Below are 26,984 nucleotides of genomic sequence, written 5' to 3'. Positions count from 1 at the left end.
ACTTGTCCCACAACGCCCCCGCGCCTGGCTATCCATTTACCGCCGTAGTGGGTCAGGATCAACTTCGGTTGTCCCTGATCCTTACCGCAATCGCTCCCAGGATCGGGGGTGTTGTTGTGCGTGGAGAAAAAGGCACCGCCAAGACTACAACGGTGCGCGCATTCGCAGCTTTGCTCGATGGTGCCCCGCTGGTGAATCTGCCCATCGGCGCCACGGAAGACCGCGTGGTCGGTTCCCTCGATATGGAAACCGTGTTTACCACCGGCCGCGCCGAGTATCGTCCCGGCTTATTGGCCCAGGCCGACGGCGGGGTGCTTTATGTGGATGAGGTGAACCTGCTGGCGGACCACCTCGTAGACGCCCTGCTGGACGCCGCCGCCACCGGCCGCGTCACGGTGGAGCGCGACGGCATTTCCCACACCAGCCCCGCCTCATTTGTGCTGGTAGGCACCATGAATCCGGAGGAGGGGGAGCTGCGCCCACAGCTGTTGGACCGCTTCGGTTTGGCCGTGGATGTGGCCGCTTCCCGCGATGTTGAGGTCCGCTCGGAAATCATGCGCCGGCGGCTGGCGTTTGAGGCAGACCCGGCCGGGTTCGCTGAGCGCTGGGCCGCGGATGATGCCCAGATCGCGGCGAGCATCCGGCGGGCCAAGGACCTGCTGCCGCAGGTTGTTTTGAGCGAGACCAACCTCGCGCGAATCGCTCATTTGTGCGCCTCGTTCGATGTGGACGGGATGCGCGCGGACCTAGTGATCGCCCGCACCGCCATGGCCCATGCCGCGTGGCGCGGTTCCACCGAGGTGGATGACGAGGATATCCGCGTCGCCGCAACGCTCGCGCTGCCGCATCGCCGCCGCCGCAATCCTTTCGACGAGCCCGGCTTGGATGAGGAGCGGCTCGACGAGGCAATGGAACAAGCGCGCGATGAGCACCCGGAGCCGGAGGACGTCGATCAGCCCGAGCCGGAGCAGCCGTCAGAGCCGGAGCAGCCCGAGGAGCAGCCCGAGGATGAGCCGGAGGATGAGCCGACCCAGGACGGAGAGGTAGGTAGCGCCGATACTGGCGCTCAGTTTCGCCCCTAGGCTCTTGCGCAGGCAGGGGATCGGGGACAACGGCAGCCCCGGTCGCCGCTCGAAAGCGTATTCAACCCATGGTGCAGACGTTCGAGCCATTCAAGGCGGGCGTGGCATTCATCCGATCGGGACGTTGCTTGCCGCGGCGGATCGCGGCGCCAGCGTTGTCCGTGGCATGATCGATTTCCGGCCGCAGGATTTGCGCGGTTCGCTGCGCCGCGGCATGGAATCCAACCTCATCGTCTTTGTGGTCGATGCTTCCGGCTCGATGGCGGCGCGGGATCGCCTAGCCGCCGTGACGGGGGCGGTGCTGTCGATGTTGCAGGACGCGTACCAGCGCCGCGATAAGGTGGCGGTGATTACCGTGCGCGGCTCCGAACCCACGTTGGTATTACCGCCCACCGGTTCGATTGAGGTGGCGGTGCGTCGCTTTCATGACCTCCCGATCGGGGGCCGCACCCCACTCGGCGAAGGCCTGCTCATGGCGCACGAACTCATCGAACGCGAGGCCCGCAAAGACGCCGGCCGACGTGCCCTCCTCGTGGTGCTTTCCGACGGTCGCGCCACCGGCGCCTCCGGCATGGAAGGCGTGGCGCGGGCTGCGGCGGCCATCGCTTCCCGCAGGTTGGCGGGCAGCTTGGTGATCAATTGCGAGCGCGGCGGGCGCATCCAGCTTGGCCTTGCCAAGGATCTCGCACGTAGGCTCGAAGGCATCTGCATTGAGTTGGACGAGATCAATGCGGAGTCCGTCGCCGGAGTGATCAACGCGATCTAGCGTTGCCGTGGAAAGGAAAGATAATGCAACGAATCGTTCCCCATGCGTGGTGCAATCGTACGAATGCCGCCGCCGCCGAACTATATTGCGCGGCGTTGCCGAACACGAGTGTGATCAATACGCTGCATTACCCGACCACCGGCCTCCCCGAATTCCAGGAATCCTTTGCGGGCGAACCGGTGGTCACCGAACTGGATATCGCAGGGTTTAAATTTGCGCTGATCAATGCCGGTGATACGTATCGGCCCACACCGGCGCTGAACCTGATGTTGAATTTCGATCCCGCCAATTCGCCGGCTGCCGAGGAGCAGCTGCGGCACGCCTGGAAAACGTTCATGCAGGCCGGGGCCACGGAGCTGATGCCGCTAGGGGAATATGCGTTCAGTCCGCTGTATGCGTGGGTGGAAGACCCGTACGGTGTTAGCTGGCAATTGATGCTTACGAACCCGCAGGGTGAACCCCGCCCATTTGTGATCCCTAGCTTCCTGTTTGGTGGGCCAGCCCAAAACCAGGCACAACGGGCGATCGAAACATATTTGCGCGTGTTTCCGGATTCCCAAATGGGTACCTTGGTGCCGTGGGCCGAGGCCACAGGCCCCGCCGAAGAAGGGTCGGTACTATTCGCCGATTTCCAGCTGTGCGGCCAATGGTTTACCGCAATGGATTCCGGTGCGGAAACGGAGTTCACGTTTACTCCCGGAATGTCGCTGATGTTGCTGTGCGAGACTCAAGAGGAAATCGATGCGGCCTGGGAGCAATTGTCCGCGGTCCCAGAGGCGGAGCAGTGCGGCTGGTTGATTGATGAATTCGGCGTCAGCTGGCAGATCGCCCCAGCCCAATATCACCAGCTGCTGGAAAAGCCCGGGGCCTTTACGAACATGATGCAGATGAAAAAGCTCATCATCGACAAGTTCTAAAACTCGCTCCCGCCCAGACGGGGTGTCCGGGAGGGGGATTTGGGGGGTGCCCCTACACCCTAATAGTGCTGGGGGAACTGGCGGGATCCTAGGAACTCACGAAGACCCAGAGTAGCATAGGCATGGCTAACACTGAATAGGGTTCACCATTGCGCACTGGATCGCGGTCCAACGGCTGTCGAAAAGCTCGGTCGTGGCGCGCCCTGGTTGCGGGGGCGGACGCGTTCGTGGGGCCGCTGCGGTGTTCTCGAAAGTGATATCGATTGTTGTGAAGGGAGCGAGGACTATGGCCGAGGTTGCGGTGGATCGCACCGACACCGAAAAGCAACAACAAACGGGCGGTATGCGGGATCTGTTTCAGCTGATGCGGCCCATTCGTGGGCAGATCATCGCCATTGTCATTCTTACCGTGTTTGCCACCGCGCTGCGTTTCGCGCCAAGTGTGGCGATCGCACAGGTGGCCATGAAGTACGCTGCCGAGGGAACCGTCGATGGAGATTACCTGCTGTGGTGGGTTGTGGTCGGCGGTTTGGGGCTAGTGATCGGCCACTTGATCATTATGTGGGCGACGGGTTATTGCCATCGCGTGGAGGCAAAGTTCCGGTGCGAATTGCGCAAACAGGTGGCAAAGAAACTTTCGGAAGTGCCGTTGGGCTGGTACGACAATAACAGCAGCGGTTCGGTAAAAAAGCTTGTCCGTGACGATGTCGCCGCCGTGCATACGCTTGTTGCGCACGCGCCCGTGGATTTGGTTACGGCCCTGGCTTTGCCCGTAATTAGCATTGTTTACCTGCTGTTTTATGATTGGCTATACACCCTCGGGCTGTTGCTCTTTTTGGTGCTCGTGGTGGCTATCGGCGTGCTTGCAATGGACAAGGACAATAAGCACATCACCGAGGAATGGATGGGCACACAGGCGCGGTTATCGCACTTGCTTGTGGAAATGACCGAGGGCATCGCCACCGTGAAAAATTTCGGCGGCACGAATCAATTGATGCGGCATTTCGATAGCGCGTTGACGGAGCTCGCGGATACCACGAAGCGGTGGATGGACGGCACGGGCCGCGGCCAAAACGTGATCAGTGCGTTTGTCGGGCCGGTGGGCATGTTGCTTCCTGTGTTCGGTATCGGCTGGCTGATTATCACCTATACTGACGCGCCGCCGATGATTTTGATCCCGTTCCTTATGGTTGGTTTGGGCCTGCCGTCCGGGGTGCTGAGCGCCGTCGGCTTGGTGCGCTTTGTTACCACCGGCCTGGAGGCGATGACGCGCATCCGTGCCTTGATGGCGGTGGAGCCGCTGCCGGCCGCTTCGAACCCAAAGTCGATGCCGCCGGGGGACCTAGGCGTGGAGGTAAACAATGTTTCGTTTAGCTATGTGCCGAGCCATCCGGTGTTGCGGGATGTTTCCGTATCGTTTCCGGCGGGTTCCGTTACGGCGATCGTCGGCCCTTCGGGTTCGGGCAAGACTACGCTGACCAGGCTGATCGCGCGGTTTATGGATGTCGATTCCGGATCCATCACCATCGGCGGGGTGGATATCCGCGATCTCGCGGAGGACCAATTGCTTGGTCAGCTGGCCATCGTCGATCAGGATGTGGCGTTGATACAGGATACGGTGGCGGCGAATATTAGCCTTGGTCATCCGGATGCCACCCGCGAGGAGGTCATTGCCGCTGCTCAGGGCGCGCAAATCCACGATCGCATCATGAAATTACCCGGGGGTTACGACGCCGCGGTGGGCACCGCAGGCGTGCAGCTTTCCGGTGGCGAGCAGCAACGCATGACCTTGGCGCGGGCCATGCTGCGCAATGCGCCGATCGTGTTGTTGGATGAGGCCACGGCCTATGCGGACCCGCATTCAGAGCGTGAGATTCAAAAGGCGCTGTCCAAGTTGGCGGCGGATCGCACGGTGATCGTGATCGCCCACAGGCTGTCTTCGATCGTGGGCGTGGATAACATCGTGGTTTTCGATGGCGGGCGTGTGGTTGAGCAAGGAACCCACGACGAATTGCTGGCGCAACGCGGCACCTATTACGAGCTTTGGGAGGCCCAACAATGAAACAATTCCTGCAGCTGTACACCAAAATCCTGGGTACGCGTAATGATCTACCAAAGCTTGGGGCCTGGTACCTCGCGGTGTCCTTGATCGAATCGCTGGCATTATTGCTGGTGTATCCGCTTTTGCAGACGCTTTTTGCGGGCGATTTTGCGGGTGCGTTCACCTGGTTTGTGGTGATTTTGGTGCTCGCGGTGGTGTCGTTGATTGCGATCCCCATTGGCTGGCAATCGCTCGTGGTGTGCTGCCGTGACATGTCCGTGGTGCAGCGCCGCATCGGCGAAAAGGTGATTCATCTGCCGCTGGGTTGGTTTGATGCCAAGGCGCCCGCGCGTGTGAATAATGCCGCCGTGAGCTGCTGCGACGATATTTCCCATATCGCCTCGGTGGTTTTGCCAAACCTGGTGCAATGCGTGGTCATTCCGGTCGCGGTGAGCGTGGGCATGTTGGCCATCGAGTGGCGGGTCGCGCTGGTTTTGTTTGCGGCCATGCCGCTGCTGTGGGTGCTCGATCAAAAGGTCGATCGGGGCACCGCCCGCACCGCCGGTGGCGAGCGCGATTCCTCGGAGGCATTGGCCAATCGGGTGATCGAATTTGCCCGCTTGCAGCCGGTGCTGCGCGCGGCCAGCGGCGATAAGGGGCTCGATCGTGTGAACGACGCCCTCGAGGCGGACCTGCATGCGACCGAACATACGATGGAGGTGAAATCCAAGCCCGTGGCGGCCTTCGGCCTGCTCACCATGATCACCATCATTATCGGTTTGATCGTGGCCGCCTTGCTGTGGCGTGCGGGCGATATCGACGCCCCGACGTTCTTTACCACCGTGCTATTGCTGACTGTGATTTACCGGCCCGCGGCGTTTATCCCCATGTATAAGGCGGAGTTTACGGCCGATGTGGAATCGCTGCGCAAGATCGAGGCGGTGCTGTTTGCGGAGACCCTGCCGGAGGTCGCGGAAGACGCCGCCAAGCAACCGCAATCCAGTGCGATTGACGTGCGGGAGGTGGAGTTCGGTTACACCCCCGGCAATCCGGTATTACGCGGCGTCGACATCCGCATTCCGGAGCGTTCGGTAACGGCGCTGGTCGGGCCTTCCGGCTGTGGCAAAACCACGCTATTGCGGCTGATTGCCAGGTTCTGGGATGTGGATTCGGGCAGCGTTACTATCGGCGGCGTGGATGTGCGCGATATGCAAAGCGCGGAGCTTATGAAGCAAATCTCGATGGTCATGCAAGACGTATACCTGTTCGACTCCACGATTGAGGATAACGTGCGGCTGGGCAAGCCCGACGCCACCGATGAAGAGGTTGCTCAAGCGATCCGCAAGGCGCGGCTCACGGAGGTGGTGGAGCGGCTGCCGCAGGGCCTGCTCACCACGGTCGGCGAGGGCGGGCGTAACCTTTCCGGCGGCGAGCGGCAACGCGTGGCAATCGCACGTGCATTCCTCAAGGATGCCCCGATCTTGCTGCTTGATGAGGTGACATCTTCCCTGGATGGTGCCAATGAAGCGGCCGTCACCCGCGCTATCGCCGAGCTGGCCCAGGGCAGGACGGTGGTGATGATCGCGCACCGGCTTTCCACGGTCACCCGCGCGGATCAGATTGTGGTGCTGGGCAGCGACGGGCGCGTGGAGGACCGCGGTTCCCACGAGGAGTTGCGTCAGCGCAGCGGCACCTATGCGGAATTCTTGGAGGCGCAAGCCGCCGGGGCTGCTTGGAGGGTCACGGAATCTTAGGCGTTGGTGTGCGGATGACTTAGAGTGAAAGCCGAACATATTTCTCACCCAAGGAGTCATCCGCATGCCCCAGGGCAAAGTCGATCCGGCCAATATTCCCGACGATGGCCTTACCACTCGCCAACGCCGCCTGCTGCCCATTACCGCCGTGCACACCGGCCCCGGAAAGGGGAAATCGACGGCGGCGTTTGGGATGGCCATGCGCGCCTGGAATCAGGGCATGAACGTTGGTGTGTTCCAATTTGTAAAGTCCGCAAAGTGGAAGGTGGGGGAGGAATCCGTATTCCGCCGCCTCGGCGAATTGCACGAACAAACGGGCGAAGGCGGCCCGGTGCAATGGCACAAGATGGGGGAGGGCTGGTCCTGGACCAAAAAGCAGGGCAGCGACGAAGACCACGCCCGCGACGCTGCCGACGGCTGGGCGGAGGTGAAGCGCCGCCTGCTGGCTGAGGAACACGATTTCTATGTGCTGGACGAGTTCACATACCCCATAAAGTGGGGCTGGGTGGATATCGACGATGTGGTCGAAAGCCTGCGCACCCGCCCGGGCCGCCAGCACGTGGTGATCACTGGCCGGGACGCCGACCCGAAGCTTATCGAGGTCGCCGACCTTGTCACGGAAATGACCAAGATCAAGCACCCCATGGACGTTGGGCGCAAAGGCCAGAAGGGCATCGAGTGGTAGCCCCCGGGGTGTGCATCGCCGCGACGGGTTCGGGCATGGGGAAGACGACCATCGCCACTGGGCTGATCGCCGCGCTTGCTCGCCGGATGCGGGTGGCGCCGTTTAAGGTCGGCCCGGACTATATTGATCCCGGCTATCACACGCTGGCGGCGCGCAGGCAGGGCCGTAACCTGGATGCGGTGATGTGCGGCACCGCGGCGATCGGCCCGCTGTATGCGCACGGTTGTTCGGGCGCGGAAATCGGCGTCGTGGAGGGCGTCATGGGGCTTTTCGACGGCCGCATCAACGACGGGGCCGGGTCAACCGCCGACGTGGCGGCAGCGCTAGGCATGCCGGTGATTCTGATTGTGGATGTTCGCGGCATGAGCCAATCGGTGGGCGCACTGGTCCGTGGGTTTGCCACCAACCGATCTGACGTGCGGATTTCCGGGGTGATCCTGAACCAGGCGGGCAGTGAGCGCCACGCGCAGGTGTGCAAAGATGCCGTGGAGGCGGCCGGGATCCCCGTGGTGGGGATCGTGCCGCGCATGGAAAAGGTGGAGGTTCCGTCCCGGCACCTTGGTTTGGTTACTGCCGCGGAGCACGGTGGCGCGGCCGTTGAGGCGGTAGAACGTATGGCCGATCTCGTGGCAGAGCATTGCGATTTAGATGCGATCATCGCGCTGGCGGATTGCAGCTACCAAGGCCCGGCGTGGGACCCGCAGCGCGCGGTCGCCTGGGTGGGTTCGGCGCGCGTGGCCATCGCCGCCGGACCGGTGTTTACGTTCTTGTATGCGGAACACGAAGAGCTGCTGCGGGCCTGCGGCGCACAGGTGCTGCGTTTCGATCCTTTGCACGATCCCTTCCCGGAATGCGACGCCCTGCTGATCCCCGGCGGCTTCCCCGAGGAGCATGTGGAGGCGCTTTCGGCCCGCACGGATTTGCAAGCCGCGGTGCGGGAGCACATCGCGCAAGGCAAACCGGTGTACGGCGAATGCGCGGGTTTATTGTGGCTGCTCGATAGCTTGGATGCGCACCCGATGCTGGGTGTGATTGGCACCCATGCGGCGATGGGCAGGCGGCTGTCCTTGGGCTACCGGGACGCGGTGGCGGTATCGGATTCCGTGCTGTTTCGCGCGGGCGAGCGCATCACCGGACATGAGTTCCATCACACGGCGTTGACCAGCCAGAGCGTTCCCGGGTGGGAATCCGCCTGGGGGTGGCGCGGTTGGGATGGCAAGGCCCGCATCGAGGGTTTTGTTTCGGGCACTGTGTTTGCCTCCTATTTGCATATCCACCCGGCCTCGGCCCCGCAGGCGGTGCAGCGTTTTGTGCAGTGCGCCGTCGACCACGCGAATGGGCGGTAACGGCAGCTCAGCGCCGGATTGTGGCACCCCTTTTTCAGGGGTCTACACTATACGGCTATGAACGTAACTCTTGTCGGGGGAGGTCCCGGCGCCTGGGACCTTATCACCGTCCGTGGCATGCGCGCCCTGCAGGACGCCGACGTCATTCTGGCGGACCATCTCGGCCCCACCAGCGAACTCGATCGTCTGTGCGACCTCGAAGGCAAGGAAGTTATCGACGCCTCCAAGCTGCCCTACGGCCGCCAAATGGCCCAAGAAAAAATCAACGAGCTGATGATCGAACATGCGCGCGCCGGTAAGCGCGTCGTTCGGCTCAAGGGCGGCGATTGCTATGTATTCGGACGTGGATTCGAAGAGTTCCAAGCCTGCGCCGAGGCCGGTATCCCCTGCGCGGTAATCCCCGGCGTGAGCAGCGCCATCGCCGTCCCAGGTGCGGTTGGCATCCCGGTCACCCAACGCGGCCTTGTGCATTCGTTCACTGTCATCTCCGGCCACGTCCCGCCCGGACATCCCGCCTCCCTCAACAATTGGGAGGCACTCGCACATACTGGCGGAACGCTAGTGGTTATCATGGGTGTGAAAAACGCGCCCGCCATCATCAACACGCTTATCGACGCCGGCCGCAGCCCCGATACCCCCGCCGCCGTGATTCAGGAAGGCACCACGGAAACCCAACGCGCGTTCCGCTGCACGCTGGGCACCCTCGCCAACACCATGGCGATTAACGACGTCGCGCCCCCCGCCGTATATATCATCGGCGACGTAGCTGCACTCGAGGCAATCCCATAGGCCATAATTGGTGGTTGTGCTGAATCTTTCCGAAAACCTTGACTACCAAGCCCGCTCCGCGCAAACCCGCGTGGCGGGCATGAAACATTTTGGCGGATTCCTTGCCTCCTCTGCCATCGCAGGTGCGTTCGTAGGATTGGGGGTGCTCTTCATGCTGACCGCCGGTGGGCCACTGAAGGCGGCGGGCCATCCCGCGGCGTCGTTAATCGCGGGCAGCGTGTTCGGGGTGGGTTTGGTCCTCGTGGTATTCAGCGGGGTGCAGCTGCTCACCTCCGCAATGATGGTGTTCCCCATCGGGCTGTGGCGGCGCACAATCACCTGGTCAGCGGCCCTGCGCGGGATTGCGTTTATGTACCTGGGCAATCTCCTCGGCAGCGTCGTGCTGGCGGGAGTCATCGTCGGTTCGGGCATGGTGCGGCCCGGCACGCCCGTCGGCGACTATCTCGCGGTGGCCGCGCACCACAAGGTTCATCACACCGCAATCGAACTGTTGTTGCTGGGTGTGCTCTGCAATATTTTCGTATGCTTGGCCGTATGGGGAGCCGCCGCCACTGACAATGCCGCCGCCAAAGTGCTCGTGATCGGCTGGTGCGTGGCCGCCTTCGTCGCCTCCGGAACCGAACACGTGGTGGCAAATATGACCCTGCTTTCCGCCGCGCTCATGCAAGGCGCGGAAGGCGTGACCCTAGGCAATGCGCTGTGGAATCAACTCTGGGTATTCCTAGGCAATGGTATCGGCGGGGCGCTGTTCATTGCCGTGCCGCTGCTGCTTGCCGCACCTACCGCGCAACTACAAGCGTCAGCGAAGTCGGCGACGTAATTCGAACGTCCATTCCGGAAGCCTCGGCGACTTCCTCGATGGTGGTCGGTTGCCGGTCCGCCTGGGCAAGCACGCGGGCTAGCTCCCCCTTATAGTGCTTGTTCCAGTGGCTGACCACCTTGCCCTCCTTGGTTTCCACCCGCACGGTGATGGCCTCCTTGCAGGGGCCCAGCTGCTGGTAGGCGCCACTGCGCAAATCCACAACGAGCTGTTCTTGTGCCGCTAACACTTTCGTGATGGCGTCGCCCCAATACGACTTCATCGTGCCGCTTAGCCTGCTGGATCCGGACAGCCGATAGCGGGGGATCAAATCATCGGCCATCACAAGTCCAAACAACGCCGAACCCACGGCCAGCCTTCCCCACGCAGCCTCCGGTAAAGTCGGTGCGTCCAGCGCATCAAACAGCACGCCCGTGTATCGCAATAACGCCGGGCACGTGGGGGCGGACCGCAATTCAAGATTCGCCTCCGCCTCCGAACGCAATTTCGGTCCGAGCTTTAACGTGGCCATGGCGGTATCGATGTCCAGCGACTCCAGCTCCGAGATCAAAGACTCCCGGACCGGATTCAATTCTGGGAAGCTCAACTCGCTCAAATCAAGCGCGGGGTGCGTGCCGCCAGCGGCCTTCGTTTCGGACGGCGGAAGAACAATCAACATGGTAGTACACCATAGTCCCTATATTGGCCCGTGCCGGGGATGGGTTCCGTCTTGTAGATGTAGCGCGCACGTGTTTGTTGGTGCTGGGCGGGGAAGGGACGGGCAGGTAGGACGGCGTGGGGAAGAAGAAACCACAAGCAATTGTGATGACGATTGCTGGCGCTGGGGGTTTATTCGCGGGCCTTATTTGGGTGGACAAGAATCCCGCCGGTGTTGTGGTGTGCCGCCAAACATAATGGAGCTTTTGGTGGTGGATGGCATCGTCGCCGGGCTGCACACGCTTGAAAAAGGCCGCCGTCAGCCGTTTGATCAACTCACCCGGCGAGAAAACGCTTCCCAATTACCCACCCGCTGCACATTTGCTGTCAGTCGTGTGCAGATGTGCCTGAGGCAGATCCTGCGTGGCCGCGTTTCCCCAGGATAATCCGGCCCGAAAGCAAGGCAGATCCCGCGCGGCAAGGCAGATCCTGCGCGGCAGGGCAGATCGTACAGGGGTTGTTTGGTGCGGACTCCGGCGGTGTACAACCGATGTCGTTTCCAGTGTTTTCCAAGAGCCCGTTACCGATGGCCCGCACCAACCACTCGCCCGGCGCAGTTTTTGGGGCGTGCTTGTTCGCCCAAATAAGTACCGTGAATAAACTCCCGATACCGTTAACAATGGAGTGATTAATAGGTCACGCCTTTTTGTTTTATTTGTTTTATATCCGTGATAACAATTAAGAGTTCAAATTGTCATCGAACCGCACGTCCGGTGGAGCGAGGGAGCTGCCGGGAAACCCGGCACCCTATTCGATTTGAAATTAGTTTAGCGTCCTTCACTCCGTCGATTCAACAGCAAAACTGCCACTACCGACTACGATAACTTGACGGCGTCGCTAATAATATCTACGTGGTACATTTGAGTTTGCATCGGCGAGTGCTTTGCGGCTCGTGCGGCCCCGTACGGTCATATAGGCCAAAACATTATTGTCATGAATCGCAAATCGACAAATCGACGTAGACAAATCGACATCGATGCTGCTTTTAGTCGACGTCAGTAATGGTCAACCATGCGATTATGCTATGGCTAACATCCGGCTTTAGGTCCTCAAGGTAGTCCCTGGCAGTATTTGTTGCAGCTTGAGAGAGTTTAGCCGATGGGAAATTGAACGTGACTTGGCGCGAGACTTCGTTCGAGATTGCTTTAAATTGGTTTTCACATTTCCATTGTTCTCTGAGGTCGTCTGTGATATAGCGTTCCGATTCAGCAATCACCCATGGTTCTTGATAGTTCAAAATGGAAGCAATTTCCTCACTTAATTTTGCTATCTTATCTTCGTTAGCGAAAAAATGGATGCTCAGAGAGAAAGCCGGTGAGCCGTCCTGCTTCATGTGACCTCCAAGGCTGAATAGGAATTATTTCCGATTGCTAGATCATGTCCCATTAGGGATTGCCGCTACCAACTTTAGTAGGCGGTCCTCGCTAGATTTTAACATCGAAAAAACCTCCGTCAATTAAGGTTGGCAAGTTGTGGGGTTTATCACTTGATTTGTTGCTGCAAATATGATTTACGCTGACTCAGGTTCTACGTTTTTTGGAGGCAAGGTTTTGCTAAACGTCGGCAAATACAGCAAAAGCTATACATCGTTGAAGTATAATGAATCTATGCTAAAGCGAAACGAGAAGTTCTTGTGCCGCTTAGGCCAATACGAGTAAGTGTTCCGCCGGTGGGGTCATCACCTTGGCCAACGGCAGCTGGTTAGCGGCACTCCAACGTGATGGATAATTCGTTTTGTTCCCGAGCTGTTTGTGGTGTTGGTGTTGGCACTATTGTGCACCCTGGCTGTTGTTATGTGAACGAGCCGTGTAAGTAAGCCCCCAGTACAGCGCTGTTTTTTCGGGCCTTTTTCTGCGGTTGCGGTGGCATCATACCCTTTTGGCGTGCTGTCCGCCACCTTGTGGCCGCTGGAACCCTGTGTGCCTGTGGATTGTTTCAAGTTATCCACAGGTTGGTGGGGTGTGTTTGGGAAACCCCTAGGATTTGTGCTGTTTTAGGGTTATCACTGGTGCTATGGGTTTGTTTCAGCGTCGCACTAAACTGCTTGACACTTCTTTCGTGAACATCACTCGCCGGCTTGCCATGCCGCGTGGGTATTGCCGTGCTTCCCGGGAGGTGGAGTGGGGTTCGCGGTATCATCCGCAGCGCCTGGGGTTTGCCGCCCCGATTATGCTGCGGGCTCGGGCGCATTTCACCCAAACCCCGAATGTCATTATCGGCGGCTGGGCCGCCGCAGCCTACGCCGGCCTGAAGTACTGGGTGGATGACGCCCACATCACCCTGCACGTGGCCAGTAATTTCCAACGCAGCCACAGCGTGTTCGACGCCACCCGCCGCAGGCTGCGGCCGGGCACCAGGGTGTGGACACCGGATCAGGAACTGCCCGGCATGCAGGTCGTTGCCCCCGAATACGCCCTGGTGGATTGCTTGATTGATCTGCAGCGCGACCGCCACTCCTGGTGGGTCTACCAAGTACCCAACCTTGCTAACTGGGAGGTCCGCGCCATCCAGTTGATTGACGCGCTGCGCGCATGCACCACCTTGAACTTTCAGCTGGTGCGTGACATCGCGCGGAATATTTTCAGCGCCCGCCAGTTGAAAAAACTGTTGAAGCTGTCCCGCACGGGTGCGCAGTCGCCTCCGGAGACTGTGTTGCGGTTGATTGCCGAGCAGCTTCGCCAACACCTGGAGGTGCAAATCCCGATCTATGATTCCGGTGCGCTGGCAGACGATGGCACACCCCTGCTGACCGTGCTTGATTCCGGCTGGCCCGATATCCGCGTTGGTTTGTTCTACGACGGTGCCCACCACCTTCAACGCAGCCAACGTGACTACGATGCCAAAGTGTTGATCCGGCTACGCGAACTCGGCTGGGAACCACTACGTATCACCCACGGGCTACTGCAAAAACCCCGCGAACTGATCACCACCCTGCGCCGCGCCATCCACCGCGCCGAAACCAACACCACACAAAAACCAAAACCCGACGCGAATCCGAACGGCTGAATCCTGACGCCGAACCCTAACAGCCGAAACCGACGGGCCGAATCCTCACGGCCGAATACTCGCGGCACCACCCCAGTACTGCGGCTCGCGCGCCGACCTGTTTCGTTGCTGCGCGCCGCACACCCCACAACCGGCACGGTGAGACCAAACACTGTTCAGTGAGCCCGAAACTCGGCACACCCCGGCCGTTTTTGTGCCCCGCTCCCGCCCCGCCACTTCCGTCTGCCCGCCACACCCCGCAACTGCCCGTAGTTGAAGCGCCTTCGTTTCCCTGGCCACGTTAAATCTGCCTGTTCGCGCTCCGGCTATGTCACATTTGCCTGGCCGCGCGGGATCTGCCTGGTTTTTTGGGCCGAGTTTTCCTGGGGAAATGCAGCCGTGACGAATCTGCCTCAGGCACATCTGTCGCGGGCGGAAATGCAGGCAGATCCTCCACACCACGCCAAGTGATGTGGCGAGTTGGGGGCCGGAATTTTCCGCGCTGAGGGCCGCCGATTTTCCGCGCTCAGGCAGATTCGACACACGGGTCGTCGCGTGGTGGTGTTTCCGCAGGAACGCGAAACCGCCGTGTTACATCTGCCTCAGGCACATCTGCCACGGCAGAAAACCAGGCAGATCCTCCACACCACCCCAACAAAAGGCCGCTGGAGGCTAACGCACTGTTACGCGCAATAGGTCACAGCCGCTGCACCCACGTTGGAACCACATCGATTGTCAACCACCGAACCCGCACTCACCAGCCACGTCAAATCTGCCTGACAGCTGTCCTGCCCCGTCACATCTGCCTGGCCGCGCGGGATCTGCCTGATTTTTGGGCCGAGTTTTCCTGGGGAAATGCGGCCGCGACGAATTTGCCTCAGGCAGATCTGCCACGGCAAGAAACGCAGGCAGATTCTGCGGGTGGGGAATACGGGCGGAGTGTGCGAGTGGGCTTCGAGGGATCGTATGCGGCGTCGACTTCTTTAATGGCGAAGCCGGGGTGTTCGTTGCGGCCGTGGTGGCAAGGATTCTCTAGCGCTTCAAATGTGCGACGTTTTGCTCGACTATATATTCGGCTTCCCCGTGTTGCTTGTTGCACTGGTGTTTGTGCTTGCTCAGGGGTACGTCTTTGCGTCCGCTACCTTGGTAGCCTGTGTCTGCGGTGATGCGTCGTGGGTTGACCGCATTCAGCTGCCCGATGTGTTCCAGTGCAGTGTGATCGCGCATGCTGACAGTTTGTGGTGGCGAAAGCTGCAGAACGGCACCGATGCTGCGGAGGGGCACCCCGCTGCCGCCGAAAGCACGCATGCAACCCACCCCCTCGCCGCGCCCCTAAAGCCGGAGCTCATACCCCCGTTTGGTGGAGGTATGAGTAAACTAACCAACCATGATTACTCGTATGTCTACGCTCTTTTTGCGTACCTTGCGCGAGGACCCGGCTGATGCTGAGGTCCCCAGCCACAAGCTCCTTGTCCGCGCTGGCTATATTCGCCGCGTCGCCCCGGGTGTGTATTCGTGGTTGCCGTTGGGGCTGAAGGTGTTGCGCAATATTGAGCGTGTGGTTCGTGAGGAAATGGATGCTATTGGTGCGCAAGAGATTGCGTTCCCGGCGTTGCTGCCTCGTGAACCCTACGAGGCTACGAATCGGTGGACGGAGTACGGCGCCGGTTTGTTCCGTTTGAAGGATCGCAAGGATGCGGATTATCTCCTCGGCCCCACGCACGAAGAGATGTTCACATTGGCGGTGAAGGATCTGTATTCGTCGTATAAGGATTTCCCCGTCACGCTGTATCAGGTGCAGACGAAGTATCGCGACGAGGAGCGCCCTCGCGCGGGCATTTTGCGGGGCCGGGAGTTCGTGATGAAGGATTCGTATTCCTTCGATATGTCGGACGCGGGTTTGGATGATTCTTACCAGGCGCATCGCCGCGCGTACGAGCGTATTTTCGATCGCCTTGGTGTCGAATATGTGATCTGTAAGGCGACTTCCGGCGCGATGGGCGGTTCGGCTTCGGAGGAATTTTTGGCCGTTTCGCCTTCCGGCGAGGATACCTTTGTGCGCGCCACGGAAGGGGATTACGCCGCGAATGTGGAGGCGGTGGTGACCCCGCCCGCCGCCGAACGTGAGATCGAAGGATTGCCGGAGGCGGTGGTGCATGAGACGCCCGATTCCGAGACGATTGAAACGTTGGTCGCGTGGGCGCGTAGCGCGGGCATTACTATCGACGGCCGCGAGGTACAGGCTTCCGACACGCTCAAGTGTTTGATGCTTAAGCTGACCCAGCCGGGTGGGGAGCCGGAGTTGTTGGGTGTGTTGGTGCCCGGCGACCGTGAGGTGGATATGAAGCGGCTTGAGGCGAATGTGGAGCCCGCCACCGTGGAGCTGTGCTCGGATGAGGACTTTGCTAAGAGTTCGTTCCTGGTCAAGGGCTATGTCGGCCCAGTTGGCTTGGGTGCGAATGGGGTGCGTGTCCTGGCCGATCCGCGGGTGGCTAAGGGTACCGCGTGGATCACGGGTGCCGACGCCCGGCAGCGCCACGTTGTTGGGTTAGTCGCCGGCCGCGATTTCCAGATCGACGGTGTGATCGAAGCCGCAGAGGTGCGGGACGGCGATCCCGCGCCCGACGGGCAAGGGGTGCTGACATTGGAACGCGGCATTGAGATTGGGCATATTTTCCAATTGGGCCGCAAGTACACCGAGGCCTTTGACGTGCAGATTCTGGATGAGCAGGGCAAGCGTTCGGTGCCCACGATGGGTTCCTATGGCATCGGCGTGTCCCGGTTGGTGGCGGTGCTGGCGGAGCAGCGCCACGATGAAAAAGGGCTGAACTGGCCGGTCGAGGTTGCGCCGTTCCAAGTGCATGTTGTGGTGGCCAATAAGGATGCCGCCGCCGCGGAGGCTGCGGAGGCGTTGGCCCAGCAACTGTCCGACGCTGGCGTTGAAGTGCTATTCGATGATCGCCCGAAGGTGAGCCCCGGCGTGAAGTTTAAGGATTCCGAGCTGTTGGGCATGCCCTATGTGGTGGTGCTGGGCCGCTCCTTCCAAGATGGCAAGGTGGAATTCCGCGAGCGGGGCGGCGATACAACCGAAATCGATTTCGAAGGCGCTGCGGAGCGCATCGTGGAGATTTTGCGTTAGCCGCGTTGCGCTTGTTGGCGGCGGACACGTTCGGGCACGCACCATGCCTGGATGATGTCCGCCGCTTCTTGCGCTTCTTTGACCTCTTGGACCTGTCGGCCGCGGCCGATGGCCCAGAACCCCAGTTCGTATTCGGCGGTGATTAACGTTCCAGATTCTTTTACGTGAAATTCGAACACGGGTTTGTTGTCGAAGAGGCCCTGGGTGGCCGCCTGCAGCAGGGCAGGAAGCCCGGCGAAGGACACGCCGGGAAGGGTCCATTCCGGGGTGCTTACCTCCACCCGGAGGTCCTCATCGCCGAACAATAACACGAGGTGGCGGAAGAGATCGAGCAGACCCAATTGGTTTTTTGCCGCGAATTCCAAAAGGAAGGGGAACATCTTTGGGGCGCTCGATTGCGCCACGGTGACCTGAATGCAGCGATCGCCGGTGATGTGCGGGGCGTCGAAAAGCGACACGCCGGGGATGGCGGAAACGCTGGTGGTGAGGTTGCGCAGCACCGCGGTTAGGAATTGGGAGGTGGCCGGGCGGGCATAATAGCGGGCGGCGAGCGGGGTTTCCATAAAGTTTACGGAGCCGAGGGGGTGCTCGGGGTCGGGCTGGAACAGGAGGAAATCGTAGCCGACCTTTTTCCACGGTTGGTTTAGGAAGCGGCGGTCACGCGTCATCCAGAGATCCATAAGCCCGGCGACCCACTTTACATTGGGGACGGGCAGCTGATAATGGCGATCGCGGTGGCCGTTTCTATATTCGATTACCCAGGAGCCGTCGCCGTTCGGGCGGCCTTGAACGTATGTTTCATCGGTGCTGAGATTGCGGATCACCAGGAAATCGTGGTGGTGCTCGCTCAGGTGCGCCTCTGCGTAACGGAGCGTTTCCAATAATCCCGCGCGCGGGGCCACGGCGAGGTACCAGGAACCCGTTTCGGAGGAAAAGGCGGCGGATTCATCGCCAAACATGAGTATGCGCTGGCCCTCAATGTGCGCTAGCCCAAGCTGGTGAATCACGGCGAATTCCACGAGCCCGTCGGTATCGCTGCCGCGCACCCGGATGCAGCGATCGCCGATAAGCTCCGGCTGCAGGCGGGGGCTCATGCTGTAAAACGCTTTCGTGATTTTTCTCCCCGTGGATGGCGGGGCCTGCAATCGCGGCGCTAGCAGACTATCGGGCAAATGCAGCGAGCTGACCTGCACGGATCCATTGGGCGCATGATCTGGTTCAAAGAAAACAAAAGAATCGCTCCGCATTTCCTCGAGTGTAGCTTCACGTGTGAAGTCCACGCCTACGCGGCGAGCGAAACTTCGGCGCGGAAACCGACATTAGGGGTGGCATGGGCCCAGGGCCGCGTGGGGTTCGTGCGGCCTCCGGACCGCGAAACGCCAACGGTGGCACACGCGCCTGGTGTGCCACCTTGACCGGGCCGATTAGAGCAGCGAGGGGGTTGCGGCAAGCAGCGTACGGGTGTACTCCTGTTGCGCATTATTGAAAATGTTTTCGGTGGTGTTTTCCTCGATAATTTCGCCGCGTAGCATCACGCAAATGCGGTCGGACACGTAGCGGACGGTATTAATATCGTGCGAGATAAACACCAGACCCAGGCCGAACTCCTTCTTCAAATCCAAGAGCAGGTTGAGCACCTGGGCGCGCACGGAAACGTCGAGCGCCGAGGTCGGCTCGTCGGCAATAATCAGGTCCGGGTCGAGCGCGAGGGCTCGGGCGATGGCCACGCGCTGCCGCTGGCCGCCGGAGATCTGCCGCGGCAAAACCTCCAGCGCGGATTGCGGCAAGCCCACCAGACTCACCAGGTCGCGCACGCGTTTTTCCTGTTCGGTGGGGGTGCCTACGTGGTGCACGCGCAGCGGATCCAGCAATTGATCGCGCACGCTCATGCGCGGGTTCAGCGAGGTGGCGGGGTCTTGAAACACCACGGAAACAGACTTTCCCAGCTCGCGGCGTTGCGGCCCGCGGTGATGCAGCGGCTTGCCTTTAAACAGGATCGTGCCCTTGGTCAGCGGTTGCAGGCCGACCATGACGCGGGCGAGCGTGGACTTGCCGCAGCCGGATTCGCCGACCAGCCCCACCACTTCGTCGCGGTAGGCGCGGAAATTGATCTCCTTGTTGGCGTGCACCGTGTCCGGTCGAAAGAGTTTTCCGGTGCGCGTTTTGTGCACAACGTTGCCGTCGATGACTTCGATGATGGGGGTGCGCTCGCTCATGACGATTCTCCAAGTACTTGCAGCAGCTCATCGGTGGCGGCATAGGAGTGCGTGGTGCCCTCGATGTGCCGCATTTTCGGTTTCTCGTGCAGGCCAACATTCGGGTGGCTAGAACGGGGGGCAAAGCGGTCGCCGTCGACGAACTCACGCGGCGAGGGCACCGTGCCCGGCACCTGGTACAGCCGATCCACGCCCGCCTCGATGGATAGCACCGAGCCGAGCAGGCCGCGGGTGTATTCGTGGCGCGGGTTCGTCAGCAATTCGGAGGTGGCGCCTTGCTCCACGACCTGGCCCGCGTACATCACCGTAATTTTGTGCGCCAAACGGCCCACCAGTGCGAGATCGTGCGAGACGAAAATCATTGCGAATCCAAGCTTTTCGCGCAGCTCGTTCAGCAGCTCCACCACCTGGTGCTGCACCGTCACGTCGAGCGCTGTGGTGGGTTCGTCGGCGATCAGCAGGCGCGGGTTGCGGGTCAACGCCATGGCGATAAGCACGCGTTGCCGCTGCCCGCCGGACAGCTCGTGCGGGTAGGAACGCAGCGTGCGCTCGGGATCCAAGCCCACCAATTCCAGCAATTCTTCCGCGGTGCGTTTGCCGCCGCGCCGCGTGAGTTGCCGCATCTGTGTACGAATCAGCATTGAGGGGTTGAGCGCGCTCAGCGCGTCCTGGTAGATCATTGCGATCTCGTGCCCGCGCAATGCATTGTGCTCTTCCGGGGTGAGTTTTAGCAGGTCACGCCCGTTATACAGCACCTGTCCGCTCATCATGGCGGTCTTGGGCAGTAGCCCCATAATGGCCATCGCGGTGATGGATTTACCGCAGCCGGATTCGCCGACCAGGCCCATGGTTTCGCCAGGGCGTACGTTAAAGCTGACATTGTCCACGATCTTGACATCGCCGTGCGCATTGGGGAAGGCGATAGAGAAGTCTTTCACCTCGATCAGCGGCTCGGCGGTGTCCGAGTACACCAGCCGACGGTTGCTTTCCGCCTCCGCTTCGGCCAGCGCTGCCAGCGAGGCATTGAGCGAGGCGCGCGCTTGCTCTTCGGAAGTTTGTCCGAGTGTGTTTTCTTCGGTCACGGTTTCGTTTTCGGGTTTCGACGCCGCGCTTGGCTTCACCGCAGGGGCGGCCAACGCGTCCGTAAGCCCCTCCGCCAGGATATTGAGCGCGAGCACCGTGAGCAGGATCATCAGGCCGGGGAAGAACGTGGGCCACCACGCGCCCGAAAGCAGCAGCTGCTTGCCGTCCGCCAGAATATTGCCCCACGATGGGTTCGGCGGCTTCACGCCTGCATTGATAAAGCTTAGCGACGCCTCGAACACAATGGCGTCAGCGACCAGTACCGTGGCGAACACCGCGATGGGGGCCAGGCAGTTTCTGGCCACGTGTTTGATCAGGATGTGCGCGGTGGAGGCACCGATCACGCGGGAGGCGGAGACGTAGTCCTCGCCGAAGGCGCTAATCACATTGGCGCGCACCACGCGGGATAGCTGCGGGACGTAGAGGAAGCCGATGGCCAACACTAGCACCGGCAGGGCGTTGCCCCACACGGCCACGAACACAGCTGCGAGCGCGATGCCGGGGAAGGACATAATGATGTCCAGGATGCGCATAAGCACCTCGGAGACGGCCTTGCCGGCGGTGGCCGCGATGGAGCCTAGGACCGCTGCGACCACGAGGGCGGCGGCGGTGGCGCACAGGCCGATCACCAGGGAGGAGCGGGCGCCGTAGGCCACGCGTGCGAACACGTCGCGGCCGATCGCATCGGTGCCGAACCAATGTTCGCCGCTGGGTGGGACTACCGGCGGGCCGGAGGCCAGGGGATCGTATTGGGCGATCAGTGGGGCAAACACCGCCAACAGCACCACCAGCGAAAGGAAGAACAATGCGATCTTGGAGGCGATGGGCAGCTTGCGCAGCTGGGTAAACCGGCCGCCGGCCTTGCTTTCCAGTTCGGTTGTGAGTTTGCGTCGCATCAGATGCTCCTGATTCTAGGATTGACCAGGACATACAGCATGTCCACGGCAATATTGACGACGATAAAAGCCACGGCAACGGTCAGCGTGACACCCTGTACGAGGAAGACATCGTTGCGGGTCACGCCGTCGAGAATCAATTGGCCCATGGCCTGGATATTAAAGATGATCTCGATAATCACGGCGCCGCCCATGAGGTAACCAACGCGCAACCCCAACACCGTAATCGGGGTGATCAACGCGTTCCGCAACACATTGCGGGAAACCACCTCAGCCTTTGGAATACCTGCGCCAATCGCGGTTCGAACATAGTCTTTGTCCAACTCTTCGACCATGGAGGTGCGCACCACGCGGGCCAGCGAACCGGCCACCGGAACGCCCAAGGCGAGGGCGGGCAGGAAAATATTGTTGGTATAGACGGCGGGGTCCTCGCTAAACGACACCCAGCGGGTGACGATCGCGGGGAACACACCCCAGCCGCCGGGGATGGTGCCTAGCCACTGGATCAGCAAAATCGCGAGCCAGAACGACGGCGTGGCCAGCGCGGCGATGGAGAACACACGAATGATTTGGTCCGGCCAGCGGTCCCGATACAACGCCGCGATTACGCCCAATACCAGTGCGAATGCAACGGCGATAAACAGGCCAAGGAACGTGAGCTGCAAGGTGATGGGGAAGGCGGTTTTCACTTGGTCCGTGACGGGGGTGTTACCGGCGGTGGTGCCCAGATCGCCCTGGAGCATGCCAAGCAGGAACTTTCCGTAGCGCACGAGCAGGGGATCGTTGAGACCGTTTGCTTCCCGGTACGCCGCGAGGGCCTCGGGGGATGCGGATTCGCCAAGAGCCAAGCGCGCGGGGTCGGCGGGGCTGTACGACATCACGAAAAACACTAGAAATGTGACGCCCAAAATCATGATTGGCAGGGCGACAAGCCGCCTACCAATGAGACGAAGAAGGTTAGACATGACGACTTTTCTTGCAAGTTGGAAACAATGACAACACCCGGCGCGAACATGGAATGGCTCAGAAAACTGCAGCGCCATTCGCGGTCGCGCCGGGTGTGGATAGCGGTGCGAACCGCTCGGTGCTACTTAGTAGATCCCACGTCCAGGAAGCTCAACCCGGTCACATCAATCGGCTTGAAATCGCTGAGGGTGGCGGAGTCCCACGCGGTGGGGGTCTTGCGGTGGAACAGCGGGTACAGCGGCACGGTTTCGGAAATGAGATCGAAGAGCTCGTTCCACTTCTTTTGCGCATCCGACTCGTCGCTGGCCATCAGGCCCTCGTCCAGCAGCTTCTGCACCTTGGTGTAGGACTCGGAGCCCTTCCAGTGCATGCGGGTTTCGGTCCAGGTGTCGCCCGCGTACCACCAGCGCATCAACAGGTCGGGGTCCTTGCCGAACACGGACGGGTCGCCGGGGGCAATCACGACGTCGTAAGCCTCGGGCTTGCCGTCGATGGTGTTGTACACGTCGGCGGACTTGCGTTCGGTGAAGTCCACCTCAATGCCTACGCCCTTCAGGGATTCCTGGATCAGCGGGGTGCACTGACGCACCCAGTCATGGTCCGTGCACAGCATGCGCAGCTTCTTCAGGCCGGTCTCCTCGAACAGCTTCTTGGCCTTGTCCTCGTCGTGGGTGTACACGACCTTGGCCTTGTTGTAGTTCGGGTGATTTTCCTGCAGGAAGGAGGTGGTGGCGGAGGCCTGGCCCTTCATGCCGGTTTCCAGCACGCGGTCAATATCGATGGCGTATAGGAACGCCTGCCGGTTCTTTACCTCGGCGAAGGGGTTGGAGGCGTCGTTATTAAACATGGCGAACAGCACGCTGAAGCCTTGCTTGGACTCCACGGCGTGGGTGGCCGCCAGTTGGTCGATATTGAGGTACGGCACGGAGTCGATCGCCTGTGCGCTCTTGGACTGCAGGGAGTTGATGCGGGTGGAGGAGTCCGGGATGATGTTCCACACCATCTTCGCGGCCTTCGCAGGGCGGCTGCCGTTATAGTCCGCGAAGCGCTCGAACTTCACAACCTTGTTCGCGCCGTTTTCCGTCATCTTGTAGGGGCCGGTGCCCACCGGGTTTGCGTCGAACGCCTTGGCATCAGCGGTGACAACCTTCTTGGGCACGATCTTGACCACGGCGAGACGATCCGCCAGCACGCCGGTCGGGTACTCGGTGTTGATGGTGACCGTCATATCGTCCTTCTTGGTCACGCTCTTGATGAACGGGATGAAGGAGGCGTACAGGGACTTGTTCTCCTTATCGAGCACGCGTTCGAAGGAGAAGACGACGTCATCGGCGGTGACTTTATCGCCGTTGTGGAACATCGCACCATCGCGCAGCTTCACATCGACGCTGGTGCTGTCGCCGCTCTTGGGCAGTTCCTGTGCCAGCGCGGCGTAGATTTCACCCGTGGCGGGATCCATCTCGGTCAAACCTTCGAAAGTGTGCCAGTTTACCGCGACGGTGAGTGCGGAAGTGGTGGTCATTGGGTCGTAACCATTGGTGCCAAGCTCGTACGAGATGGCCGCCTCGATCGTGCCGTCGTCTTTGACGGGGCCTTCCGGGGCGCTGCTCTGCATGCCGGAATCGTTGCTGGCGGGAGCGCAGGCGCTAATGGTGGCGGTAAGACCGGCTGCAGCACCCAAGGCTCCGGTGATCCGAAGGAAGCTGCGACGGGTAAAGGTCTTGCTCATCGTGGTCCTTTCCCTAAGGGATATAAAGTTGGGTTCAACGGCGACCGCTGGTTATGACAGCTCGTACAAGAGTTCATATTAGGCGGCTCCTACTGAGACATGTCCCCAATGGTGACAAGCTTGTGTCACAGTGTTCATAGTGAGGTTATCCTGTAAAGTCCGTCTCACTTAAAACATCCTGTGATTAGAATGTACATCAGACGTCTGATGTGAACTACAATGTTGGTAAGAATTTTTCCCCGAATGGCTTTAGGGCGGACAATCAGTGCAGGATGAAAGCACGGTTCTAGGTCAACCCGATGAGTGAGGAGAATGGCACGTGGTACCTCGAGCTCGAAATACTGCGCAGTCTGCGGTGGAAGGTATAGAAGACTATATCCGTCGCCATAACCTGCATGTTGGCGATTTATTGCCATCTGAAAAGGAGTTATGCGAGGAGCTGGGTTGCTCCCGTTCGTCGTTGCGAGAGGCGATGCGCACACTGGTGTCTCTCGATATCGTCCAGGTGTGCCAAGGGCAGGGAACCTATATTTCCAAAATGTCTCTAGCTCCCCTCGTTCGGGGGATGGTGCTGCGGGTGACATTGGATGTGGATCAGTCTTTCGATCACTTGCTTCAGGTGATTGACACTCGAGAGGCGCTCGAACAATCCCTCGCGGACGAGCTGGTTGCCGTGCATGATGAAGACTCCGTCGGATCGTTGGACAGCATCGTGGAAGAGATGCGCGCCCACGTTCGGAAGGGGGAGTCTTTCGGAAAGGTGGATCAGCAATTCCATGTGGTTTTATTGGCACGCACCAAGAACAAGCTCATTCGGGAGCTTTCCGACGCGTTATGGCAGATCCACGCCGAGGTGATTCCGCTGCTGGATCTTCCGATTACTGAAGACGTCCAACGCACCATCGAATCGCACGAGGAGATGGTGGAGGCGTTGCGCACTAAAGACGCGGCAGCTTTCCGCACGGCTGTGCAAGCGCATTACGGTCCGGTGCGCCATGCGATTTCACTGCATCGCCAACATCGCAACATCGAGCCTGTCGGGTAGCTGACCCAGGCACAGCCGATGCGCAGAATCGTTGGTCGAAGATAGGGACGTATATGAGCGCAATCCTCGGATCGCATGCACCGCCAGCGGCGCTGCTTCGGTGCCACCCCGCGTGACACCAAGTTCCGAACACATTTTCTTTTTCGTGAAAGGCCTAAGCTTTCAATGTCTGCAGTTGAAGCATTCGCCGGTGTGATTCCACCGGTGGTATGCCCCCTCAATGATGACTACTCAGTTGACCATGAATCCCTCGCACGTCACGTTGAGCGCCTCATAGCCAATGGGGTGGATGGACTGTTTGCGCTCGGATCCTCATCCGAAGTGGTGTTCCTCACCCGCGATAATCGCCGCGAGTTCCTCAAGACCGTTGTGGCGACGGCGGCGGGCCGCGTCCCGATCATCGCGGGTGTCATCGATACCACGACGTTGCGGGTGGCGGAGCACGTTGCGGACGCCCTCGAGATCGGCGTGCAGGGGCTTGTTGCTACCGCCCCGTTCTACACGCGGACCCATCCGAACGAAATTGCGGAACATTTCCGACGCATCCACGCGCTCGCGCCGGAGCTGCCGCTGTACGCGTACCAGATTCCGATCTGCGTCAATGTCACCCTCGGCGATGAGCTGATGCTTCAGCTTGCGGAGGAGGGCGTGCTGCACGGGATGAAGGATTCCTCCGGCCTCGACGGCGCAACTCGCTCGCTTATTCGAAAGCGCAATGCGCGAGGGTTGCAGCGTTTCAAGGTGCTCACCGGTTCCGAAACCACCGTGGACCTCAACTACTTTTTCGGCGCGGACGGCGTGGTCCCAGGCTTGGGCAATGTCGATCCGGCGGGCTATGTGCGCCTGCAGCGGGCCGCCTTGGCCGGCGATTGGGATGCCGCCCGCGAGGAGCAAGAGCGGCTCATCGAACTGTTCGATATTGTGTTCCAGGGTGATCCCCAACGCATCGGCGGCAATTCCTCCGGCGTGGGCGGGTTCAAGGCGGCATTAGAATACTTGGGCGTGTTCCGTTCTCGCCTTATGGCGCCCCCTGCGCTGCCGTTTGCGCAGGAAGAGCTCGCCCGCATCTACGCGATCGTCGACGCTTCCGGCCTCAAGGATTAGAACACATGCGCACCTGTGTCGTTGCCGTTGACATTGGTGGCACGAAGATCGCTACCGCCTTTATCGACCCCGCGGATCCGACGCGTGTGCATGCGCGCGCGACGCGGCCGACGAAGGCGGTGGAAGGTAGCCGCGCAGTGGTCGCCGAAGTCCTCGCCGCAATCGAAGAGACTATCGACGCCGCGACGGACGCCGACTACGAGCCCCGCGCCGTGGGCATCGGCGCACCGGGGGTCGTGGATCCCGCCACGGGCGTGATCGTCGCCGCTGGAAACACCATGCCCGGGTGGGCGGGAACCGCCCTCGGTCAGGCCGTCGCGGAGGCCACGAACCTGCCCGTCGCCGTTCACAACGATGTTCGCGTCATGGGCCTCGGCGAGGCCATATTCGGTGCCGGGCAAGGCTTTTCCGAGGTTTTGTTTGTGTCCATTGGAACCGGCATTGGTGGCGCTATTATCAGCGGCGGTTCCTTAGAAGATTCCCCTCATTTTAGTAGGGGTGAAATCGCATATCTGTACGGCCCGACGCCCGATGGGGGATGCGATACGATCGAAAATATCGGCGCTGGGCCTTCGCTGACCCGCGCGTATCTGGCCCAAAGCGGCGAATTGGTATCCAAGGTTGACCTCCGCGAAATCATGCGCCGCTACCATTCCGGTGATGAACTCGCCAGGCAGGTTATTACCGGTGGTATGACGGGTGTGGGACGAGGTCTCGCCGCATTCGTCAACGCGTTCGACGTTGAAGCGGTGGTGCTCGGTGGCGGCGTCGGCACGATCGGGCCGGAAATCACGGAGCCGTTTACGGAGGCGCTGCGCGGCGGGTTGCTGACAGCCCTCTCCGATCTAGCCGTATTGCCCGCGGCCTTGGGTACGGATGCGCCGCTGGTCGGGGCCGCATATTTGGGTTCATCAAAGGTATAAGG

Annotated in this window: 23 protein-coding genes; 15 read left to right on the top strand and 8 right to left on the bottom strand. The window is 60.5% G+C overall.

Translation table 11 applies throughout. The features are described 5' to 3' along the window. Positions 1-2: 2 nt before the first annotated feature. The 9 genes from CCANI_RS08660 (at position 3) to CCANI_RS08620 (ending at position 10,200) form a co-directional block, all read left to right on the top strand. A complete protein-coding gene (locus CCANI_RS08660; protein ID WP_146323786.1) occupies positions 3-1,082 on the top strand; it encodes a magnesium chelatase ATPase subunit I in 1,080 nt (359 codons plus the stop codon). Positions 1,083-1,101: 19 nt separating this feature from the next. Continuing rightward, a complete protein-coding gene (locus CCANI_RS08655; RefSeq protein WP_146323808.1) occupies positions 1,102-1,848 on the top strand; it encodes a vWA domain-containing protein in 747 nt (248 codons plus the stop codon). A 23-nt stretch (positions 1,849-1,871) separates the two neighbouring features. Continuing rightward, positions 1,872-2,765, top strand: coding sequence for a VOC family protein (locus CCANI_RS08650; protein WP_146323785.1), 894 nt, complete (start codon positions 1,872-1,874; stop codon positions 2,763-2,765). Between the two features lie 286 nt (positions 2,766-3,051). Then, the gene (locus CCANI_RS08645) at positions 3,052-4,827 is read left to right on the top strand and encodes an ABC transporter ATP-binding protein (RefSeq protein WP_146323784.1); all 1,776 of its coding nucleotides are present in this window, start codon (positions 3,052-3,054) and stop codon (positions 4,825-4,827) included. Continuing rightward, positions 4,824-6,560 carry an ABC transporter ATP-binding protein gene (locus tag CCANI_RS08640; RefSeq protein WP_146323783.1) on the top strand — a complete coding sequence of 579 codons (1,737 nt, stop codon included), beginning with the start codon at positions 4,824-4,826 and terminating at the stop codon, positions 6,558-6,560. The genes CCANI_RS08645 and CCANI_RS08640 overlap by 4 nt, the downstream gene beginning before the upstream one ends. A gap of 64 nt (positions 6,561-6,624) precedes the next feature. After that, entirely contained in the window at positions 6,625-7,245 is a 621-nt protein-coding gene (gene cobO / locus CCANI_RS08635; RefSeq protein WP_146323782.1) for a cob(I)yrinic acid a,c-diamide adenosyltransferase, read from the top strand. Beyond that, positions 7,239-8,591, top strand: coding sequence for a cobyrinic acid a,c-diamide synthase CobB (locus CCANI_RS08630; protein ID WP_146323781.1), 1,353 nt, complete (start codon positions 7,239-7,241; stop codon positions 8,589-8,591). Before cobO ends, CCANI_RS08630 begins: the two co-directional genes overlap by 7 nt. Before the next feature lie 57 nt (positions 8,592-8,648). Continuing rightward, positions 8,649-9,380 (top strand): uroporphyrinogen-III C-methyltransferase, encoded by a 732-nt coding sequence (cobA, locus tag CCANI_RS08625; protein ID WP_146323780.1) that lies wholly within the window; start codon positions 8,649-8,651, stop codon positions 9,378-9,380. Between the two features lie 16 nt (positions 9,381-9,396). Then, positions 9,397-10,200, top strand: a complete 804-nt coding sequence (locus CCANI_RS08620; protein WP_146323779.1) for a formate/nitrite transporter family protein — start codon at positions 9,397-9,399, stop codon at positions 10,198-10,200. Here the strand turns inward: CCANI_RS08620 and CCANI_RS08615 are convergent. Beyond that, positions 10,160-10,858: a YaaA family protein gene (locus CCANI_RS08615; RefSeq protein WP_146323778.1), complete on the bottom strand. Its 699-nt coding sequence runs from the start codon at positions 10,856-10,858 to the stop codon at positions 10,160-10,162. The two genes, CCANI_RS08620 and CCANI_RS08615, sit on opposite strands and share 41 nt — an antisense overlap. A gap of 247 nt (positions 10,859-11,105) precedes the next feature. Here CCANI_RS08615 and CCANI_RS08610 point away from each other — a divergent pair, with 247 nt between their 5' ends. Continuing rightward, entirely contained in the window at positions 11,106-11,282 is a 177-nt protein-coding gene (locus CCANI_RS08610; protein ID WP_290210920.1) for a hypothetical protein, read from the top strand. Between the two features lie 599 nt (positions 11,283-11,881). Here the strand turns inward: CCANI_RS08610 and CCANI_RS08605 are convergent. Continuing rightward, positions 11,882-12,229, bottom strand: coding sequence for a hypothetical protein (locus CCANI_RS08605; RefSeq protein ID WP_146323776.1), 348 nt, complete (start codon positions 12,227-12,229; stop codon positions 11,882-11,884). Positions 12,230-12,954: 725 nt separating this feature from the next. Here CCANI_RS08605 and CCANI_RS08600 point away from each other — a divergent pair. Further along, the gene (locus CCANI_RS08600) at positions 12,955-13,902 is read left to right on the top strand and encodes a putative endonuclease domain-containing protein (RefSeq protein ID WP_146323775.1); all 948 of its coding nucleotides are present in this window, start codon (positions 12,955-12,957) and stop codon (positions 13,900-13,902) included. 1,011 nt (positions 13,903-14,913) lie between these two features. On the opposite strand, the gene CCANI_RS08595 is transcribed toward CCANI_RS08600, so the two are convergent. Beyond that, on the bottom strand, positions 14,914-15,108 hold the full coding sequence (locus tag CCANI_RS08595) for a hypothetical protein (protein WP_146323774.1): 195 nt from the start codon (positions 15,106-15,108) through the stop codon (positions 14,914-14,916). 160 nt (positions 15,109-15,268) lie between these two features. Between CCANI_RS08595 and CCANI_RS08590 the strand changes: the two genes are divergently transcribed. Beyond that, positions 15,269-17,020: a proline--tRNA ligase gene (locus CCANI_RS08590; protein WP_146323773.1), complete on the top strand. Its 1,752-nt coding sequence runs from the start codon at positions 15,269-15,271 to the stop codon at positions 17,018-17,020. On the opposite strand, the gene CCANI_RS08585 is transcribed toward CCANI_RS08590, so the two are convergent. From CCANI_RS08585 to CCANI_RS08565, 5 genes are all read right to left on the bottom strand, one after another. Then, positions 17,017-18,114 (bottom strand): hypothetical protein, encoded by a 1,098-nt coding sequence (locus CCANI_RS08585; RefSeq protein WP_146323772.1) that lies wholly within the window; start codon positions 18,112-18,114, stop codon positions 17,017-17,019. The genes CCANI_RS08590 and CCANI_RS08585 overlap by 4 nt on opposite strands. A gap of 330 nt (positions 18,115-18,444) precedes the next feature. Next, positions 18,445-19,236 carry an ABC transporter ATP-binding protein gene (locus tag CCANI_RS08580; protein ID WP_146323771.1) on the bottom strand — a complete coding sequence of 264 codons (792 nt, stop codon included), beginning with the start codon at positions 19,234-19,236 and terminating at the stop codon, positions 18,445-18,447. After that, the gene (locus CCANI_RS08575; protein WP_146323770.1) at positions 19,233-21,215 is read right to left on the bottom strand and encodes a dipeptide/oligopeptide/nickel ABC transporter permease/ATP-binding protein; all 1,983 of its coding nucleotides are present in this window, start codon (positions 21,213-21,215) and stop codon (positions 19,233-19,235) included. Before CCANI_RS08575 ends, CCANI_RS08580 begins: the two co-directional genes overlap by 4 nt. Then, positions 21,215-22,180 (bottom strand): ABC transporter permease, encoded by a 966-nt coding sequence (locus tag CCANI_RS08570; protein WP_146323769.1) that lies wholly within the window; start codon positions 22,178-22,180, stop codon positions 21,215-21,217. Before CCANI_RS08570 ends, CCANI_RS08575 begins: the two co-directional genes overlap by 1 nt. A 122-nt stretch (positions 22,181-22,302) precedes the next feature. Then, on the bottom strand, positions 22,303-23,910 hold the full coding sequence (locus tag CCANI_RS08565) for an ABC transporter substrate-binding protein (protein ID WP_146323768.1): 1,608 nt from the start codon (positions 23,908-23,910) through the stop codon (positions 22,303-22,305). 319 nt (positions 23,911-24,229) lie between these two features. On the opposite strand from CCANI_RS08565, the gene CCANI_RS08560 reads away from it, so the two are divergent. The 3 genes from CCANI_RS08560 (at position 24,230) to CCANI_RS08550 (ending at position 26,982) form a co-directional block, all read left to right on the top strand. Beyond that, on the top strand, positions 24,230-24,955 hold the full coding sequence (locus CCANI_RS08560) for a FadR/GntR family transcriptional regulator (RefSeq protein ID WP_146323767.1): 726 nt from the start codon (positions 24,230-24,232) through the stop codon (positions 24,953-24,955). Positions 24,956-25,120: 165 nt separating this feature from the next. Continuing rightward, positions 25,121-26,059: a dihydrodipicolinate synthase family protein gene (locus CCANI_RS08555; RefSeq protein ID WP_146323766.1), complete on the top strand. Its 939-nt coding sequence runs from the start codon at positions 25,121-25,123 to the stop codon at positions 26,057-26,059. 5 nt (positions 26,060-26,064) lie between these two features. Then, positions 26,065-26,982 (top strand): ROK family protein, encoded by a 918-nt coding sequence (locus CCANI_RS08550; RefSeq protein ID WP_146323765.1) that lies wholly within the window; start codon positions 26,065-26,067, stop codon positions 26,980-26,982. Positions 26,983-26,984: the final 2 nt, after the last annotated feature.

Source organism: Corynebacterium canis (assembly GCF_030408595.1).
Taxonomy (GTDB): Bacteria; Actinomycetota; Actinomycetes; order Mycobacteriales; family Mycobacteriaceae; genus Corynebacterium; species Corynebacterium canis.
Note: the sequence above shows the minus strand (reverse complement) of the source record. Positions and strands in the feature narration are given on the sequence as shown.

Coding starts and splice junctions, on each gene's coding strand:
- CCANI_RS08650 (WP_146323785.1), top strand. CDS start 1,872: ATGCAACGAATCGTTCCCCATGCGTGGTGCAATCGTACGAATGCCGCC.
- CCANI_RS08645 (WP_146323784.1), top strand. CDS start 3,052: ATGGCCGAGGTTGCGGTGGATCGCACCGACACCGAAAAGCAACAACAA.
- CCANI_RS08640 (WP_146323783.1), top strand. CDS start 4,824: ATGAAACAATTCCTGCAGCTGTACACCAAAATCCTGGGTACGCGTAAT.
- cobO (WP_146323782.1), top strand. CDS start 6,625: ATGCCCCAGGGCAAAGTCGATCCGGCCAATATTCCCGACGATGGCCTT.
- cobA (WP_146323780.1), top strand. CDS start 8,649: ATGAACGTAACTCTTGTCGGGGGAGGTCCCGGCGCCTGGGACCTTATC.
- CCANI_RS08615 (WP_146323778.1), bottom strand. CDS start 10,858: ATGTTGATTGTTCTTCCGCCGTCCGAAACGAAGGCCGCTGGCGGCACG.
- CCANI_RS08605 (WP_146323776.1), bottom strand. CDS start 12,229: ATGAAGCAGGACGGCTCACCGGCTTTCTCTCTGAGCATCCATTTTTTC.
- CCANI_RS08595 (WP_146323774.1), bottom strand. CDS start 15,108: ATGCGCGATCACACTGCACTGGAACACATCGGGCAGCTGAATGCGGTC.
- CCANI_RS08590 (WP_146323773.1), top strand. CDS start 15,269: ATGATTACTCGTATGTCTACGCTCTTTTTGCGTACCTTGCGCGAGGAC.
- CCANI_RS08585 (WP_146323772.1), bottom strand. CDS start 18,114: ATGAGCCCCCGCCTGCAGCCGGAGCTTATCGGCGATCGCTGCATCCGG.
- CCANI_RS08580 (WP_146323771.1), bottom strand. CDS start 19,236: ATGAGCGAGCGCACCCCCATCATCGAAGTCATCGACGGCAACGTTGTG.
- CCANI_RS08575 (WP_146323770.1), bottom strand. CDS start 21,215: ATGCGACGCAAACTCACAACCGAACTGGAAAGCAAGGCCGGCGGCCGG.
- CCANI_RS08570 (WP_146323769.1), bottom strand. CDS start 22,180: ATGTCTAACCTTCTTCGTCTCATTGGTAGGCGGCTTGTCGCCCTGCCA.
- CCANI_RS08565 (WP_146323768.1), bottom strand. CDS start 23,910: ATGAGCAAGACCTTTACCCGTCGCAGCTTCCTTCGGATCACCGGAGCC.
- CCANI_RS08555 (WP_146323766.1), top strand. CDS start 25,121: ATGTCTGCAGTTGAAGCATTCGCCGGTGTGATTCCACCGGTGGTATGC.
- CCANI_RS08550 (WP_146323765.1), top strand. CDS start 26,065: ATGCGCACCTGTGTCGTTGCCGTTGACATTGGTGGCACGAAGATCGCT.